The sequence below is a fragment of the Streptomyces sp. NPDC002853 genome (assembly GCF_053591915.1).
This window is the reverse complement of record NZ_JBSFUS010000009.1, coordinates 309,535-323,825: the sequence shown is the minus strand read 5'-3', so window position 1 is coordinate 323,825 and position 14,291 is coordinate 309,535. Positions and strand designations below refer to the sequence as shown.

Here is a 14,291-nt window from a genome sequence, read left to right as displayed (position 1 = left end):
CAGGCTCACGGTAGCGGGTTGCGGTGCGAGGCCGGGGGTTCCTGGGGGCTGTCCATGTGGCGGGACGGACGCGGGGCGATCGGGCCGGGGAAGGAAGGGGGCAAGGCGCCCACGCCGGAAGAAGGTACGGTCGTCCTACCGGCACAACGGGCGGCTCGCCAACGGCGCCGCCCCGGAGGGGACTTCGTGGGGATCGAGAGCGATCAGCTCGTCTTCGACTATCTGAGCCGCGTCGGCGACCTGGCCCAGCAGCAGCAGCTGCCGTCCGCCGCCCGCATGCGCCTCGTATCCGACCTGCGGAACGAGATCGACCGCAGCAGAGCGAAAGCCTCCGCCGACAACCCTGCCGCGATACGCCGCATCCTGGACCGCCTCGGCTCCCCCGAGGAACTGGTCGAAGCGGCGGGCTCAGGGGGCGGGGGCTCCGCTGCCACCGGCGCGGACACCGCTGACCGCGACCGTGACCTGCCCTCGGCGCCCACGGCACGCGCGGCCCGTGGGCCCCGCAGACCCCGCCCCGCCGTCCCCACCCAGCGCACCGGCCGGCCGAAGGACGGGCCCAAGCGCCTGCGCCGCGTCGTCCCCCGCCCCCGCCCCGCCGCGGAGGAACCGGAGCCGCCCCAGGACGACCTGCCCTCCCCGCCGCACCTCGCGAGCACGGACGAGCTGGGGGCCCCCGGCTCCGAGCCCGACTGGTGGCGGGTGGACAGCAGCCCCTTCGGCCTGGCCGACAGCGTCCCGGGGTTCACCGGCGGCGTAGAGATCCCGGAGATCCTCAAGCCCCCGCCGAAGAAGCGCCCCGAAGGAGACGAGCACGACGCCGGGCACGACGCCGAGGACGCCGACGAGGGCGAAGAGGAGGAGTGGGAGGAAGCGGACGACGCAGCTCCCGCGCGCCGTCGCCGCCTTCGCATCCGCCGGCCCGTCACCGCTGCCGTCGCCCCCGAGGGCCCCCGCTTCACCAATCCCTTGCTCCTGCTCGCGGCGGCCCTCCTCACCGTCGGCGCCATCCTCGGCAACTGGCTTGCCCTGGGCGGCGGCTGGCTCCTCGCCTACGCCTCGCGCAGGCTCAGCCGCGCCGAGGCGAAGTGGGCCGTGCTCGGTCTGCCGGGTCTGTCCGTGGCTGCCGGGATCACCTGGCTGTGGGGCAGGAACGAGGGCCGCTGGGGCGATCCCGTCCGCGAGGGCCACATGAGCGACGCGATGGCCGAGACCTGGCCGTGGGTGGTACGCGGTGCCGCCATCGCCTCCGCGCTCTACCTCCTGTGGAGATCGCAGCGCCGACGACCGTAAGCGGCGCCGGCGACCGTGACCAGGCGGATTCAGTCGCGGTCGTCCGAACTCCCCTCCGGCTTCGAATGGAGCACCTCGCGCGCCTGGTTCGCCGCGCGGGTGATGCTCTCGCTGACGAAGTCGAGGAAGCGGGCGATGTTCTCGAGGCGGGTGGCCGCCGGGGTGCCGGGGCCGAGGATGCCGACGCCCTGCCGCGCGGTCTCGACGACGTGGGCGGTGGAGCGGGCGCTCGCCATCATCGACTGGTACCAGACGTCGTCGTCCACGGCGTACCGCTCGCGGCGGCCTTCGTCGCGTTCCCTGCGGATGAGGCCCTGCCCGTCGAGGTACGTGATGGCCTTGGAGACGGACGCCGGGCTGACCTGGAGCCGCTGGACGAGTTCGGCCGCGGTGAGGATGCCCGAGTCCGTGGTGCAGAGGCAGGCATGGACCCGGGCCATCATCTTGGGCATCCCCGACTGCATGAAGACCGTGGTGAGCGTTTCCTCGTACTCCCGTACGGCCTCGGGGTCGCGTCCGTGTGCCTGTGGAGCGGCTTCCGGTTCGCGGGGTGCCGCCTGCCTGCGCCGCTGGGTGCGGCGTTCGGTGGCGCGGTGGGCCAGGTCGGCGCGGTAGGCGGTGGGGCCGCCGTTGCGCATCACCTCGCGCGTGATCGTCGATGTCGGCCGGTCGAGACTTCTGGCGATCTCCGCGTAGGCCAGGCCGTCGGCCAGCCCCAGCGCGATCTGCTGACGTTCCTGCTGAGTGAGTCTGCCGCCCGGCATCGCGATCTCCTTCGTACCCATCGGATGCCCTCACCATAGCCTTCACTTCCATGCCATTGCAACGGAAGCTTCGATTCTGTTGCATTCACTCCAGGTGTGTTGCAACGATTAAGCGGCTGTGACCTGCATGGATCACATTCAAGCGCAACGAATGCGTTGCCAGGGTCGTGAATGCAACGTAGCTTTTCTCATGTCGGAAACAGCAGCGACCAGAAGGAGCACACCATGCAGAACTTCGACACCCCCACCCCGATCTCCGCCGTCATCGACATCCCCGCCGGCCAGGTCCGCCTCATCGGCGCCGACCGGGCCGACACCGCGGTCGAGGTCCGGCCCGCGAACGCCTCGAAGAGCCGCGACGTGACGGCGGCCGAGCAGACGACGGTCCAGTACGTCGGCGGTTTCCTGCACGTCGAGGCCGCACCGGCGAAGCACGGGGTCCTCGGCAACGGCTCCGGATCGGTGGAGGTGACGGTCCAGTTGCCCGCCGGATCCCACGTCGAGGCGAAGACCGCCGCCGCCGACCTCCGCGGAGTGGGGCGGCTCGGTGACGTCGTCATCGAGGGTGCGCAGGGCACGGTCAAGCTCGACGAGACCGCGAGCGCCCGCGTCACCCTCCAGGCCGGCGACATCTCGGTCGGCCGCCTCGGCGGGCCCGCGGAGATCAGCACGCAGAAGGGCGACCTGACCGTCGCCGAGGCCGTGCAGGGCACCGTCACCCTGCGCACCGAGTCCGGCGAGATCTCGGTCGGCGCGGCCCGCGGGGTCTCCGCCTCCCTGGACGCCGGTACCTCGTACGGCCGGATCCACAACTCGCTACAGAACGCCGAAGGCGCCGCCGCGGTCCTGAACATCCACGCGACCACCGCCTACGGCGACATCACCGCCCGCAGCATCTGACCCCGGCAGCCCACCCGCAGCCCTTTAGGAGCACTCCTCATGACGAACCTGGCCATCGCCGCGAACGGGCTGCGCAAGTCCTACGGCGACAAGACCGTGCTCGACGGCATCGACCTGGCGGTCCCGGAAGGGACAGTGTTCGCGCTGCTCGGCCCGAACGGCGCCGGCAAGACCACCGCCGTGAAGATCCTCTCCACCCTCGTCACCGCCGACGCCGGTGACCTGCGCGTCGGCGGCCACGACCTGGCCGCCGCACCCCAGGCCGTCCGCGCCGCGATCGGGGTCACCGGGCAGTTCTCCGCGGTCGACGGGCTGATCACCGGCGAGGAGAACATGCTCCTCATGGCCGACCTGCACCACCTCTCCAAGCACGAGGGACGCAAGGTCGCCGCCGAACTCCTGGCACGCTTCGACCTCACCGAGGCCGCCAAGAAGCCCGCCTCCACCTACTCCGGCGGCATGAAACGCCGCCTGGACATCGCCATGACCCTGGTCGGCAACCCGCGGATCATCTTCCTCGACGAACCCACCACCGGCCTCGACCCGCGCTCCCGCCACAACATGTGGGCCATCATCCGCCAACTCGTCACCGGCGGCGTGACCGTCTTCCTCACCACCCAGTACCTGGAAGAAGCCGACGAGCTGGCCGACCGCATCGCCGTCCTGAACGACGGCAAGATCGCCGCCGAAGGCACCGCCGAACAACTCAAGCGGCTCATCCCCGGCGGCCACGTACGCCTGCGCTTCACCGACCCCGACGCCTACGGTTCCGCCGCCCTCGCCCTGCACGACGTAACCCGTGACGACGAGGCCCTGACGCTTCAACTGCCCAGTGACGGCAGCCAGCGCGAACTGCGCGCCGTCCTCGACCGGCTGGACTCCGCGGGCATCGAGGCCGACGAACTGACCGTCCACACCCCCGACCTCGACGACGTCTTCTTCGCCCTCACCGGCCCGACCACCCTCCCCGCCCAGTCCGACAAGCCCAAGGAGAACGTCCGATGAGCTCCCTCTCCCTCGCCGTCCGCGACTCGAACACGATGCTGCGCCGCAACCTCCTGCACGCCCGGCGCTACCCCTCCCTCACCCTGAACCTGCTGCTCACGCCGGTCATGCTGCTCCTGCTCTTCGTCTACATCTTCGGCGACGTGATGAGCACGGGCATCGGCGGCGCGGACCGCTCCGACTACATCGCCTACATCGTCCCGGGCATCCTGCTGATGACCATCGGCAGCACCGTGATCGGTACCGCGGTCTCCGTCTCGAACGACATGACCGAGGGGATCATCGCCCGCTTCCGCACCATGGCGATCCACCGCGGCTCGGTGCTCGTCGGGCACGTCCTCGGCAGCGTGATCCAGACGGTCATGAGCGTGGTCCTCGTCGGCGCCGTCGGGGTGGCCATCGGGTTCCGCTCCACCGACGCCACCGTCCTGGAGTGGCTGGCCGCCCTCGGACTGCTCGTCCTCTTCGCCATGGCCCTCACCTGGGTCGCGGTCGGCATGGGACTGGTCAGCCCGAACGCCGAGGCCGCGGGCAACAACGCGATGCCGATGATCCTGCTGCCGCTCCTGTCCAGCGCCTTCATCCCGGTCGACTCGATGCCGGGCTGGTTCCAGCCGATCGCCGAGTACCAGCCCTTCACCCCGGCCATCGAGACCCTGCGCGGCCTCCTGCTCGGCACCGAGATCGGTCACAACGGCTGGCTGGCCGTCGGCTGGTGCCTGGGACTGACCGTGCTCGGCTACCACTGGTCCAAGTCGAAGTTCGACGAGGACCCCAAGTAGCCGCCATGACACCGCGCAATCGTCATGGCCCTCCGGGCCGCACCCACGACGAACCCCCGAGGCGGCGTACACCGACACCAGGTCGGAGTGCGCCGCCTCGTCCGTGTCCGGGAAAACCCTCGAATCCGAGGGCTACTTCTTCGTCAGGGCCTTCTGCATCTCGTCCAGGATCTTGTCCGCCGCCGTGTAGCCGATGCCCTGGATCCACAGCTCGTCGTCGACGGTGTGGACGTCGCCCGACTTCACCGCGCCCATGTTCTTCCACAGGCTGCTGCCGACCGTCTGCGTCTGCTTGGACTTCTTCGGATCGCCGTACGTGGAACGGAAGATGACATCCGCGTCGGCGAGGTCGATCCGCTCCGGCGACACGTCGTACGAGAAGCCGTCCTTGGCCTTGGCGGCGATGGCGGGGCGGCCCAGGCCCACGTCGTCGAGCAGCGTGGCGATGTACGTCTTCTCGCCGTAGATGCGGATGTCCGCGCCCTCCACGAAGCGCACGACGTTGACCTCCGTGGCCTTGGCCTTCGCCGGGCCGCCGACGGCGGCGGTGACCTTCCCGGCGTGCGCGTCGTAGGCGGAGACGACCTTCTGGGCCTCGGCCTTCTTGCCCAGCGCGTCGGCGTGGACCCGGAAGTTCTCCTTCCAGGGGTGGCCGGTGTTCTCCGTCATCACCGTCGGCGCGATCTGCTTGAGCTGCTCGTACTTCGCCGCGTGCCGGATCTTGCTGGTGAGGATGACGTCCGGTTCGAGGGCCGCGATGGCCTCCATGTTCGGGTTCAGCATCTCGCCGACGTCCTTGATGCCGCTGACCTTGTCCTTGGGCAGATAACCCGGGAAGCCCGACGCCGCCTCGACGTGCGTGGAGCCGACCGGCTTCACGCCCAGCGTGATCGCGGAGTCCAGCTCGGCCGTGTCGAGGACGACGACACGCTTCGGGGCGACGGGGACCTTCACGTCTCCCATGGCGGTCCTGACGACATGCGTCCCGCCGGAACGGGCGTCGTCCTTGCCGGAGTCCGACGATCCGCAGGCGGAGAGCGCGAGGGCGCCACCGAGGGCGAGCGCCCCGGCGGCGAGGGCGCGGCGGCGGTGCGGGGAGCTGGTCGTGGCGGTCATGGTCCGGGGGCCACCTTTCGGTCGGACGACGGGTGCGGGTGCGCATCGGCGGCCCACGGAGCCCCGGGGACGACCAGGGGCGACCCCGTCACAGGGTCCGGTACCACCACACAGTCCAGACCGAACACCTCGCGCACGAGATTCTCGGTGACGACATCGGCGGGCGCGCCTTCGGCGACGATGCGGCCCTGCTTCATGGCGACGAGGTGATCGGCGTACCGGGCGGCCTGGTTGAGGTCGTGCAGCACGACGACCACGGTCCGGCCGCGGTCGCCTTGCGGGGTCTCGGCGGCCAGTTGGCGGACCAGGTCGAGCACCTCGACCTGGTGGGCGATGTCGAGATACGTCGTCGGCTCGTCCAGGAGCAGGATGTCCGTCTCCTGCGCGATGGCCATCGCGATCCACACCCGCTGGCGCTGACCGCCCGACAGCTCGTCGACGGACCGTTCGGCGAGCGCGGCGACGTCGGTGCGTTCCATCGCCTCCGTCACGGCCCGCTCGTCCGCGTCGGACCACTGCTGCCACCAGTGCTGATGCGGCTGGCGGCCGCGCGCGACGAGGTCGGCGACGGTGATCGCCTCGGGCGCGACGGGCGTCTGCGGGAGCAGCCCGATCTGCTGGGCGATCTTCTTGGTCGGCAGCTTGGCGAGCGCCTCGCCGTCGAGCAGGACCGCGCCGCTCCTCGGCTTGAGGAGGCGGCCCAGCGCGCGCAGGGTCGTCGACTTGCCGCACGCGTTGGGGCCGACGATGACCGTGACCTTGCCGTCGGGCACCGCGAGCTCGAGCTCGTGCACGACTTCGCGGTCCTCGTAGGCGAGGGTCAGCTCGCGGGCGCTGAGGCGGGCGGGGGCGGTCACGAGGTGCCTCCATTGCGGACGGAGCGACTGCGGACGCTGTGACTTTTCACGAGAAGCCAGATCAGGTACGGGGCTCCGACGGCCGCCGTGAGGACGCCGACCGGCAGCTCGGTGGGCGAGAAGAGCCGCCGGGCCAGCAGGTCGGCGAGGACCACGATCAGCGCGCCGGTCAGGGCCGAGCAGAGCAGCGGGATCTGCGCGGTGCGGGTCATCCTGCGGGCGATCTGCGGGGCGAGCAGCGCCACGAAGTCGACGGGTCCGGCGGCGCCGGTCGCCACGGATGCCAGGACGACGCCGAGCAGCACGAGCCCGAGGCGTACGTGTCCCAGGCGCACCCCGAGCGCGGTCGCCGTGTCGTCGTCCATGGTCACCGAGCGCTGGGCGCGGGCGGCCCAGAACACGAACGGGAGCAGGACGAGCAGGGTCAGGGCGAGGGGCGACGCCTCCGGCCAGCCGCGGCCGTTGAGGGAGCCCGTCATCCAGATCTGCGCCTGCTGGGCGACGAGATAGTCGCCCTTGGTCATGAAGAGCGTGGTGACGGAGCGAAGGGCGATCGCGAAGCCGATGCCGATGAGCACGAAGCGGGTGGCGTGCAGGCCGCCGCGCCAGGCGAAGACGTACACGAGGGCGGCCGCGGCGACGCCGCCGAGCACCGAGAGGTAGGGCAGGACGGTGGCCGATGTGACGCCGAAGGTCATCGCGCCCACCGTCAGGGCGCTCGCGCCCTGGCTGATGCCGATGATGTCGGGGCTGGCGAGGGGGTTGCGGGCGACGGTCTGGATGAGCCCGCCCGCGACGCCGAAGGCGGCGCCGACGAGGAGGCCGACGACCATGCGGGGTTCGCGCAGCGTTCCCACGACCAGCTCGTCGGGGGAGGGCTGCCCCGTCAGGACCTTCAGGACCTCGCCTGGCGCGACGAAGGACTCGCCCACGCAGAGGTACGCGAGGCAGCTCGCCGCCAGGAGCAGCGTCAGTAGTACGGCGACCACAGCCGCCCGGCGGTGCACGAGGAACGCGGCGCGGCGGACCCGGAGCACGGCGTATCCGGCGGGGCGGACGCGCCCCGCGGTGATCGGCTGGGCGCTCACGCCGCCACCGCCTTCCGGCGCACCAGCGTGACAAGGAACGGCACCCCGATGAGCGCGGTCATCACCCCGGCGGGCACTTCGCTCGGCGGGAAGATCACGCGTCCCACGGTGTCGGAGACGAGCAGCATGACGGGCCCGAGCACGGCGGCCATCGGCAGCACCCAGCGGTGCCCGCTGCCCACGATCGCGCGGGCGATGTGCGGGACGGCGAGCCCGATGAACGCGATGGGTCCGGCCGCCGCGACCCCCGCCCCGGTCAGGACGGTCGCTCCGAGGCCCCCGACGATCCGTACGGTCGCGACCTTCTGGCCGAGCCCCTTGGCCACGTCCTCGCCGAGCGCGAGCGCGTCGAGCCCGCGCGCGACGGACAGCACGAGCACGAGCCCCACGAGCAGGAACGGCCAGATCTGCCCGACGATCTCCGCGTCGCGCCCGGAGAGCGAGCCCACCTGCCAGAAGCGGAACTCGTCGAGGGCCGAGGCCTTCGTGGTGAGGATTCCGGTGGTCACGGACACCAGCAGGGCATTGATCGCGGCGCCGCCGAGTGCGAGCTTCACGGGGGTCGCCCCGCCCCTGCCGCTCGCGGCGATGGCGTACACCGCGACGGACGCCAGCCCCGCGCCGACGAAGGCGTACCAGACGTACCCGGTCAGGGTGTGCACGCCCGCGAACGCGATCGCCATGACCACACCCACCGACGCGCCCTGGCTGACGCCGAGGATGCCGGGGTCGGCGATGGGGTTGCGGGTGATGCCCTGAAGGACGGTGCCGGCCAGGGCGAGCGCGGCGCCGACCATCAGGCCGATGAGCGTGCGCGGCACCCGCATCTCGCGGATGACGTCGGCGGCGTCGCTGTGCCCGCCGTGCAGCAGGGCGTCGAGGACGGCGGACGGCGCGATGGCGCGGGCGCCGACGGAGAGGCTGAACAGGACCGCGAGCAGCAGGGCCACGACGGCTGCCGTCATCGCGACGGCGCGTCTGACTGGCACACGCATCGGTTGCGCTCGATTCGGGTCGGTGGGGCTGAGCGGGGAACTTCGACTTCGGTAAGGCTCGGCTAAGCGTAAGGCCGGCACGCCGCAGGTCATCCGGTCCTCGGGCCTCTGCACAATGGCTCCATGACCTCACGCGCCCTGACGGTCGGCTTCGACCTCGACATGACCCTGATCGACTCCCGGCCCGGCATCAGGAAGGCCTTTCACGCCCTGTCCGCCGAGACCGGAACACATATAGACGCCGACCTCGCCGTCTCCCGGCTCGGTCCGCCCCTGGAGCAGGAGCTGCGCCACTGGTTCCCCGAGGAGCTCATCCAGGAGACGGCCGACCGCTACCGTGAGATCTATCCCACATACGCCATCGACCCCACGCTCGCGATGCCCGGCGCCCGCGAGGCGGTCGCGGCGGTGCGCGCCCACGGCGGCCGGGCGATCGTGGTGACCGCCAAGCACGAGCCGAACGCGAAGCTCCACCTGGCGCACCTGGGCATCGAGGCGGACGCGGTGATCGGCTGGCTGTGGGCCGAGGCGAAGGCGGAAGCGCTGCGCGAGCACGACGCGGCGGTGTACGTCGGCGACCACACCGGTGATGTACGCGGCGCGCGTACGGCGGGCGCGCTCTCCGTCGCGGTGGCCACCGGGCCGTGCGACGCAGCGGAACTGCGCGCGGCGGGCGCGGACATCGTGCTCACCGACCTGACGGGGTTCCCGGCCTGGCTCGACTCCTACGTCGCGGGAAGCGTCAGGTAGTCGCGGATTTCGCCTGGCGGCGCTGCACGGCGATACCGCGGAGCACTCCCGCCACGGCGACGACGAATCCGACGCCCATCAGCATGCACACCGCGTACGCGATGGACGGGAAGGGGTCGGTGCCGAGGAACAGTGGGGCCACCGTGACCAGAGTGGCCACGGCGCCGACGAAGAAGATGATCGCTCCGGTACGGACCAGGCCATCGCCCGGTCCGGCGGAATTCGCTTGGGTTTTGTCACGCACCCCACCAGGGTAGTTCCCAGCGCGAAGGAAGAATCCGGGGACGTCTTGTCACCGGCCCCCGGACCAATAGTCTTGGTGCCGGCGGGTCGGGCGACCCGCTGTAGTGCTATCCAGAGCCGTTTTCCGCGGCATAGACGCGTTCGACGACAAAGTACGAGGACGAGGACTTCAGGTGCCTACCGGCAAGGTCAAGTGGTTCAACAGCGAGAAGGGCTTCGGCTTTCTCTCCCGCGATGACGGCGGCGACGTCTTCGTGCACTCCTCCGTACTGCCCGCAGGTGTCGACACCCTCAAGCCCGGCCAGCGCGTCGAGTTCGGCGTCGTCGCCGGTCAGCGCGGCGACCAGGCCCTGTCGGTGACGATCCTCGACCCGACGCCGTCCGTCGCGGCCGCGCAGCGGCGCAAGCCGGACGAACTGGCGTCGATCGTCCAGGACTTGACGACGCTCCTGGAGAACATCACGCCGATGCTGGAGAAGGGCCGCTACCCCGACAAGGCGTCGGGCGCGAAGATCGCCGGCCTGCTCCGGGCGGTGGCGGACCAACTGGACGTGTAGGAACCGGTGGTTTCCGCCCGTATCGGCATGACCTAGACGTACGTGAGCGCATGCGGTGCGAGGGGCGGCACGAGCCCCTCCGCCGCGGCGCGCGTCAGAAGTCCGCGGATCGCCGCGTAGCCGTTCTCGCCCAGATCGGCCGTGAACTCGTTCACGTAGAGACCGATGTGCTGGTCGGCGACGGCCGGGTCCATCTCCTGGGCGTGCTCCCGCACGTAGGGCCGCGAGGCCTCGGGGTCGTCCCAGGCCATCCGCACCGAGGTGCGGACGCTGTCCGCGAGCTGCCGCAGACGCTCGGCGCCCAGCGACCTCTTGGCGATGATCGCGCCCAGCGGGATGGGCAGGCCCGTCGTCCGCTCCCAGTGCTCGCCCATGTCGGCAAGGCAGTTGAGCCCGTAGTTCTGATAGGTGAAGCGCGCCTCGTGAATGACGAGCCCCGCGTCGACCTTGCCGTCCCGCACCGCGGGCATGATCTGGTCGAAGGGCAGCACGACGATCTCGCCCACGCCGCCGCTCAGCGTGTCCGCGGCCCAGAGCCGGAACAGCAGGTACGCCGTCGACTTCTCGCTCGGCACCGCGACAGTTTTGCCGGTCAGGTCCGCCCCCGCCTCCCGGGTCAGGACCAGCGGCCCGCAGCCCCGCCCGAGCGCGCCGCCGCAGGGCAGCAGCGCGTACTCGTCGAGGACGTAGGGCAGCACGGCGTACGACACCTTCAGGACGTCGAGCTCGCCGCGCTCGGCCATGCCGTTGGTGATGTCGATGTCGGCGAAGGTGACGTCGAGTGCGGGCGCGCCGGGCACCCGGCCGTGCGCCCAGGCGTCGAAGACGAACGTGTCGTTCGGGCAGGGCGAGTAGGCGATCTGCAGGGTCTGCGGGGTGTTCGCGTCGGGTGCGTCCTGCGCGTCCTGTGCGTTCTGTGCGTCTTGCGCGGGGGATTCAGTCATGCCGTTTCCAACTCTCCAGTACGGGCGCGAATTTCCCGAACGCCTCTCCCAGCGCGCCGAGCGCCTCGCCGATCCGCCAGGCTCCGCGGTCCCGCGGCCCGACGGCGTTGGAGACCGCGCGGATCTCCAGGACGGGCAGTGCGAACGCGGCGGCGGCCTCGGCGACGCCGAATCCCTCCATCGCCTCGGCGAGCGCCCGCGGATGGCGGCGCCGCAGCTCGGCGGCGCGCTCGGCGGAGCCGGTCACGGTGGAGACGGTCAGTACGCTGCCGGTGAGACCACCGCAGGCGGCGGCCAGCTCCCGTACGAGGGACAGTGGCGGCGTGTGGGTGACGGACCCGAACCCGAGTTCGGTGACCGGCAGGAAGCCGTCGGGTGTCTCGGCACCCAGATCGGCCGCGGTGATCTCGTCGGCGAGGACGAGGGAGCCGAGCGGCGCGTCGGGCCGGAAGCCGCCGCCGATCCCGGCCGATATCACCAGGTCGTACGGGGCGCGCGCGAGGGCGGCTGCCGTGTGCGCCGCGGCTGCCGCGGAGCCGACCCCGACGGCGACGGCGGTCATGTGAGGGGGCAGCCGGCCGGCCACCGCGTCCCGTTCGGCGGGGACGGCGGTGGCCACCAGTACGCGAGGGGCGGTCGCCAAGGGAGGGGTCAGGAGTCCTTCTCGAGCTTGAACGACCACAGGCCGGTCGCCTTGGCCGTGGAGCCCTTGCCGCCTTCGAGCAGGCTGACGGTGGTGGAGTTCTTGCCGCCGCCGTACTGCTGGTTGAAGAAGACGCTGCCGGGGATGACGACGTAGGTCTTGTTGCTGGCCTCGGTGAGCGGCTGACCGTTCATCAGGAGCGTCCAGCCCTTGTCGGCGACCTCGGGGTCGACGCCGAAGCGGACCTTCTCGTCGGGGTCGACCTTGATGGACTTGACGTCCGTGTCCTTGAGGCAGCCCTGCAGCTGGGACTGCTCGAGCTCCTTGCCGTCGTTGTAGCAGGAGGCCTCGGAGTTCACCGAGTCGCTGCCGACCGTGACGGTGGCGAGCGGCGTCGGCTTGTCGCAGGCCGACAGGACGAGGAGTCCGGCGGAGACAGCGCCAAGGGCGGCCACGGAACGGCGACGACGTGCCGAGCTGAGAACGTGTGCGGCTCCGCCGCGGAGCAGGGAGGTCATGGGCGAAGGCTATCGGGCACCCCGTGCCGTCCCGCCACGTGGGGGTCGCGGCGTGCCGCCCCAGTTGATTTGTCGGGCTCACGCCACGTGCGCCACTCACGTCGCCGGGCTCACGCCACTCGCGTCGCCGGCCTCACGCGACTCGCGGCCGCCGCTTACCGCCGTGCCGGGCCGCCGAGAGCAGGCCCCGCACGGTCGAGAGCCAGCCGACGGCGAGGATCGCCGCGGCCACCGAGAAGCCCAGTGACCCGTTCAGCGGCAGGGCCATGCCGATTCCGCCGCCGACCACCCAGGAGACCTGGAGCAGGGTCTCGGAGCGTGCGAAGGCGGAGGTCCGCACCTCTTCCGGTACGTCCCGCTGGATCAGCGCGTCCAGGGAGAGCTTCGACATGGCCTGCGCGAAACCCGCCACCGCGCCCAGGCAGGCGACGCCCACCGCCCCGAAGAACACCGCCGCGGTGACGGCCACGCCGAGGACGACGGCGACGACGGTCACGATGATGACCTCCGGCGCCCGCGATCTGAGTCCGGCGCCGACGGCGGTGCCGAGCGCGTTGCCGACTCCGGCCGCGACACCCACTATCCCCAGGGACACCGCGGCGCTCTGGCCGCCGAGCGGCTCCTCGCGCAGCAGGAAGGCGAGGAAGAAGATGAGGAAGCCGGACAGACACCGCAGTGCCGCGTTGGCGGTGAGGGCGTGGGTGACGGCGGGCCCGACCGTACGCAGCCCCAGGCGTCGCTTCTTGGACGTGTCCGACGCGGCCTCGGCGCGCGCGTGCAGATGCAGGTGTTCCTCGTCGGCAGCGAGCAGCGCCTTGTGCTCGCCCTTGGCCGAGTCGACCTTGGGCGGCAGGGAGAGGGAGAGGAACATCCCGACGATGAAGATCACGAAGGCGCCGTACAGCGGCCAGCGTGGTCCGAGCGCCTGTAGCCCCGCGCCGATGGGGGCGGCGATCCCGGTCGCGAGAAGCCCGCCGAGCGTGACCCTGGAGTTGGCCTTGACCAGGGAGAAGCCCTTGGGCAGGAGTCTGGGCACCACGGCGCTGCGTACGACCCCGTACGCCTTGGAGGCGACCAGGACGCCGAGCGCGGCCGGATACAGCTCCAGACTCCCGGTGATCACCGCCTCGGACAGCAGCAGGGCCAGGAGGGCGCGGGCCAGCATCGCGGCGGCCATCGCGTACCGGCGGCCGTGCGGGAGGCGGTCGAGGAGGGGGCCGATGACCGGGGCGAGGAGGGTGAAGGGCGCCATGGTGATGGCGAGATAGAGGGCGACACGGCCGCGGGCCTCGTCCGTCGGCACGGAGAAGAAGACGGTCGAGGCGAGCGCGATGGTGATCATCACGTCGCCGGCGCCGTTCACGGCGTGCAGTTCGATGAGCTTGCCGAGGCCCGACTCGCCCGCGCCGTGCGCGTGCGTGGCCTTGCGGATGCCGCGGGCCGTGCCGGTGAAGGGCAGGTGCAGGGCGCGGCCGACCCAGCGGGCGGCCCGGTTCAGCACCGAGCCCCGTCCGCTGTATCCCTGGGACGACGACCTTGCGGTTGCCACCTCGTCATAGTGCCCCCTAAAGGCGCGCTGTACGGGTGGGTGGACGGGAGAAACGCCGCGAAGCGGCGAAACGCTCTGCTCGGTGGGGAGGGCAGCCGCACGCCGGTGTAGGCCCAGGGGCCAGGAGAAGGTAGCGTGCGTAGCGCGCCTGCGGCGGTTGTTCTTGGCCGCGCGCCTCTCGGTCATCCCGCAGAATGGATGACGTAGGTGCGCCCGAGGACGTCAGGGCGCGGACGTCGACGCGGCCCTTTGGTCCGCTCCGTCCGCACTCCCGCGTATGGGTGGCG

Annotated in this window: 16 protein-coding genes; 6 read left to right on the top strand and 10 right to left on the bottom strand. The window is 71.1% G+C overall.

What is annotated here, in order from left to right:
- The first annotated feature begins 186 nt into the window (after positions 1-186).
- Positions 187-1,293, top strand: coding sequence for a hypothetical protein (locus tag ACWD02_RS26020; RefSeq protein ID WP_451214838.1), 1,107 nt, complete (start codon positions 187-189; stop codon positions 1,291-1,293).
- A 29-nt stretch (positions 1,294-1,322) separates the two neighbouring features.
- Here the strand turns inward: ACWD02_RS26020 and ACWD02_RS26015 are convergent, their stop codons facing one another.
- Positions 1,323-2,057, bottom strand: coding sequence for a helix-turn-helix domain-containing protein (locus tag ACWD02_RS26015; RefSeq protein WP_451215000.1), 735 nt, complete (start codon positions 2,055-2,057; stop codon positions 1,323-1,325).
- A 225-nt stretch (positions 2,058-2,282) separates the two neighbouring features.
- Here ACWD02_RS26015 and ACWD02_RS26010 point away from each other — a divergent pair, with 225 nt between their 5' ends.
- Genes ACWD02_RS26010 through ACWD02_RS26000 form a run of 3 tightly spaced genes read left to right on the top strand, consistent with a single transcriptional unit; the run spans position 2,283 to position 4,744 of the window.
- A complete protein-coding gene (locus tag ACWD02_RS26010) occupies positions 2,283-2,957 on the top strand; it encodes a DUF4097 family beta strand repeat-containing protein (RefSeq protein WP_451214837.1) in 675 nt (224 codons plus the stop codon).
- 39 nt (positions 2,958-2,996) lie between these two features.
- Positions 2,997-3,962, top strand: coding sequence for an ATP-binding cassette domain-containing protein (locus ACWD02_RS26005; protein ID WP_451214836.1), 966 nt, complete (start codon positions 2,997-2,999; stop codon positions 3,960-3,962).
- Positions 3,959-4,744, top strand: coding sequence for an ABC transporter permease (locus ACWD02_RS26000; protein WP_451214835.1), 786 nt, complete (start codon positions 3,959-3,961; stop codon positions 4,742-4,744). The genes ACWD02_RS26005 and ACWD02_RS26000 overlap by 4 nt, the downstream gene beginning before the upstream one ends.
- 132 nt (positions 4,745-4,876) lie before the next feature.
- On the opposite strand, the gene ACWD02_RS25995 is transcribed toward ACWD02_RS26000, so the two are convergent.
- Genes ACWD02_RS25995 through ACWD02_RS25980 form a run of 4 tightly spaced genes read right to left on the bottom strand, consistent with a single transcriptional unit; the run spans position 4,877 to position 8,800 of the window.
- Complete coding sequence (locus ACWD02_RS25995) at positions 4,877-5,860, bottom strand: ABC transporter substrate-binding protein (protein ID WP_451214834.1); 984 nt, start codon at positions 5,858-5,860, stop codon at positions 4,877-4,879.
- Entirely contained in the window at positions 5,857-6,717 is an 861-nt protein-coding gene (locus ACWD02_RS25990; protein WP_451214833.1) for an ABC transporter ATP-binding protein, read from the bottom strand. The genes ACWD02_RS25995 and ACWD02_RS25990 overlap by 4 nt, the downstream gene beginning before the upstream one ends.
- Positions 6,714-7,805, bottom strand: a complete 1,092-nt coding sequence (locus ACWD02_RS25985; RefSeq protein ID WP_451214832.1) for a FecCD family ABC transporter permease — start codon at positions 7,803-7,805, stop codon at positions 6,714-6,716. Before ACWD02_RS25985 ends, ACWD02_RS25990 begins: the two co-directional genes overlap by 4 nt.
- Positions 7,802-8,800, bottom strand: coding sequence for a FecCD family ABC transporter permease (locus tag ACWD02_RS25980; protein ID WP_451214831.1), 999 nt, complete (start codon positions 8,798-8,800; stop codon positions 7,802-7,804). The genes ACWD02_RS25985 and ACWD02_RS25980 overlap by 4 nt, the downstream gene beginning before the upstream one ends.
- Positions 8,801-8,923: 123 nt before the next feature.
- On the opposite strand from ACWD02_RS25980, the gene ACWD02_RS25975 reads away from it, so the two are divergent.
- The gene (locus ACWD02_RS25975) at positions 8,924-9,550 is read left to right on the top strand and encodes an HAD family hydrolase (RefSeq protein ID WP_451214830.1); all 627 of its coding nucleotides are present in this window, start codon (positions 8,924-8,926) and stop codon (positions 9,548-9,550) included.
- Here the strand turns inward: ACWD02_RS25975 and ACWD02_RS25970 are convergent.
- The gene (locus tag ACWD02_RS25970; RefSeq protein ID WP_451214829.1) at positions 9,543-9,794 is read right to left on the bottom strand and encodes a hypothetical protein; all 252 of its coding nucleotides are present in this window, start codon (positions 9,792-9,794) and stop codon (positions 9,543-9,545) included. The two genes, ACWD02_RS25975 and ACWD02_RS25970, sit on opposite strands and share 8 nt — an antisense overlap.
- Before the next feature lie 172 nt (positions 9,795-9,966).
- On the opposite strand from ACWD02_RS25970, the gene ACWD02_RS25965 reads away from it, so the two are divergent.
- Positions 9,967-10,350 (top strand): cold-shock protein, encoded by a 384-nt coding sequence (locus tag ACWD02_RS25965; RefSeq protein ID WP_055701393.1) that lies wholly within the window; start codon positions 9,967-9,969, stop codon positions 10,348-10,350.
- A 32-nt stretch (positions 10,351-10,382) separates the two neighbouring features.
- Here the strand turns inward: ACWD02_RS25965 and ACWD02_RS25960 are convergent, their stop codons facing one another.
- The 4 genes from ACWD02_RS25960 to ACWD02_RS25945 all read right to left on the bottom strand — a co-directional run bounded on the left by ACWD02_RS25960 (position 10,383) and on the right by ACWD02_RS25945 (position 13,953).
- Positions 10,383-11,210: a 1,4-dihydroxy-6-naphthoate synthase gene (locus tag ACWD02_RS25960; RefSeq protein WP_451214999.1), complete on the bottom strand. Its 828-nt coding sequence runs from the start codon at positions 11,208-11,210 to the stop codon at positions 10,383-10,385.
- A 76-nt stretch (positions 11,211-11,286) separates the two neighbouring features.
- The gene (locus ACWD02_RS25955) at positions 11,287-11,976 is read right to left on the bottom strand and encodes a futalosine hydrolase (protein WP_451214828.1); all 690 of its coding nucleotides are present in this window, start codon (positions 11,974-11,976) and stop codon (positions 11,287-11,289) included.
- Positions 11,946-12,455, bottom strand: coding sequence for a DUF2771 domain-containing protein (locus ACWD02_RS25950; RefSeq protein ID WP_451214827.1), 510 nt, complete (start codon positions 12,453-12,455; stop codon positions 11,946-11,948). The genes ACWD02_RS25955 and ACWD02_RS25950 overlap by 31 nt, the downstream gene beginning before the upstream one ends.
- Before the next feature lie 133 nt (positions 12,456-12,588).
- A complete protein-coding gene (locus ACWD02_RS25945) occupies positions 12,589-13,953 on the bottom strand; it encodes an MFS transporter (protein WP_451214998.1) in 1,365 nt (454 codons plus the stop codon).
- Positions 13,954-14,291 lie beyond the last annotated feature (338 nt).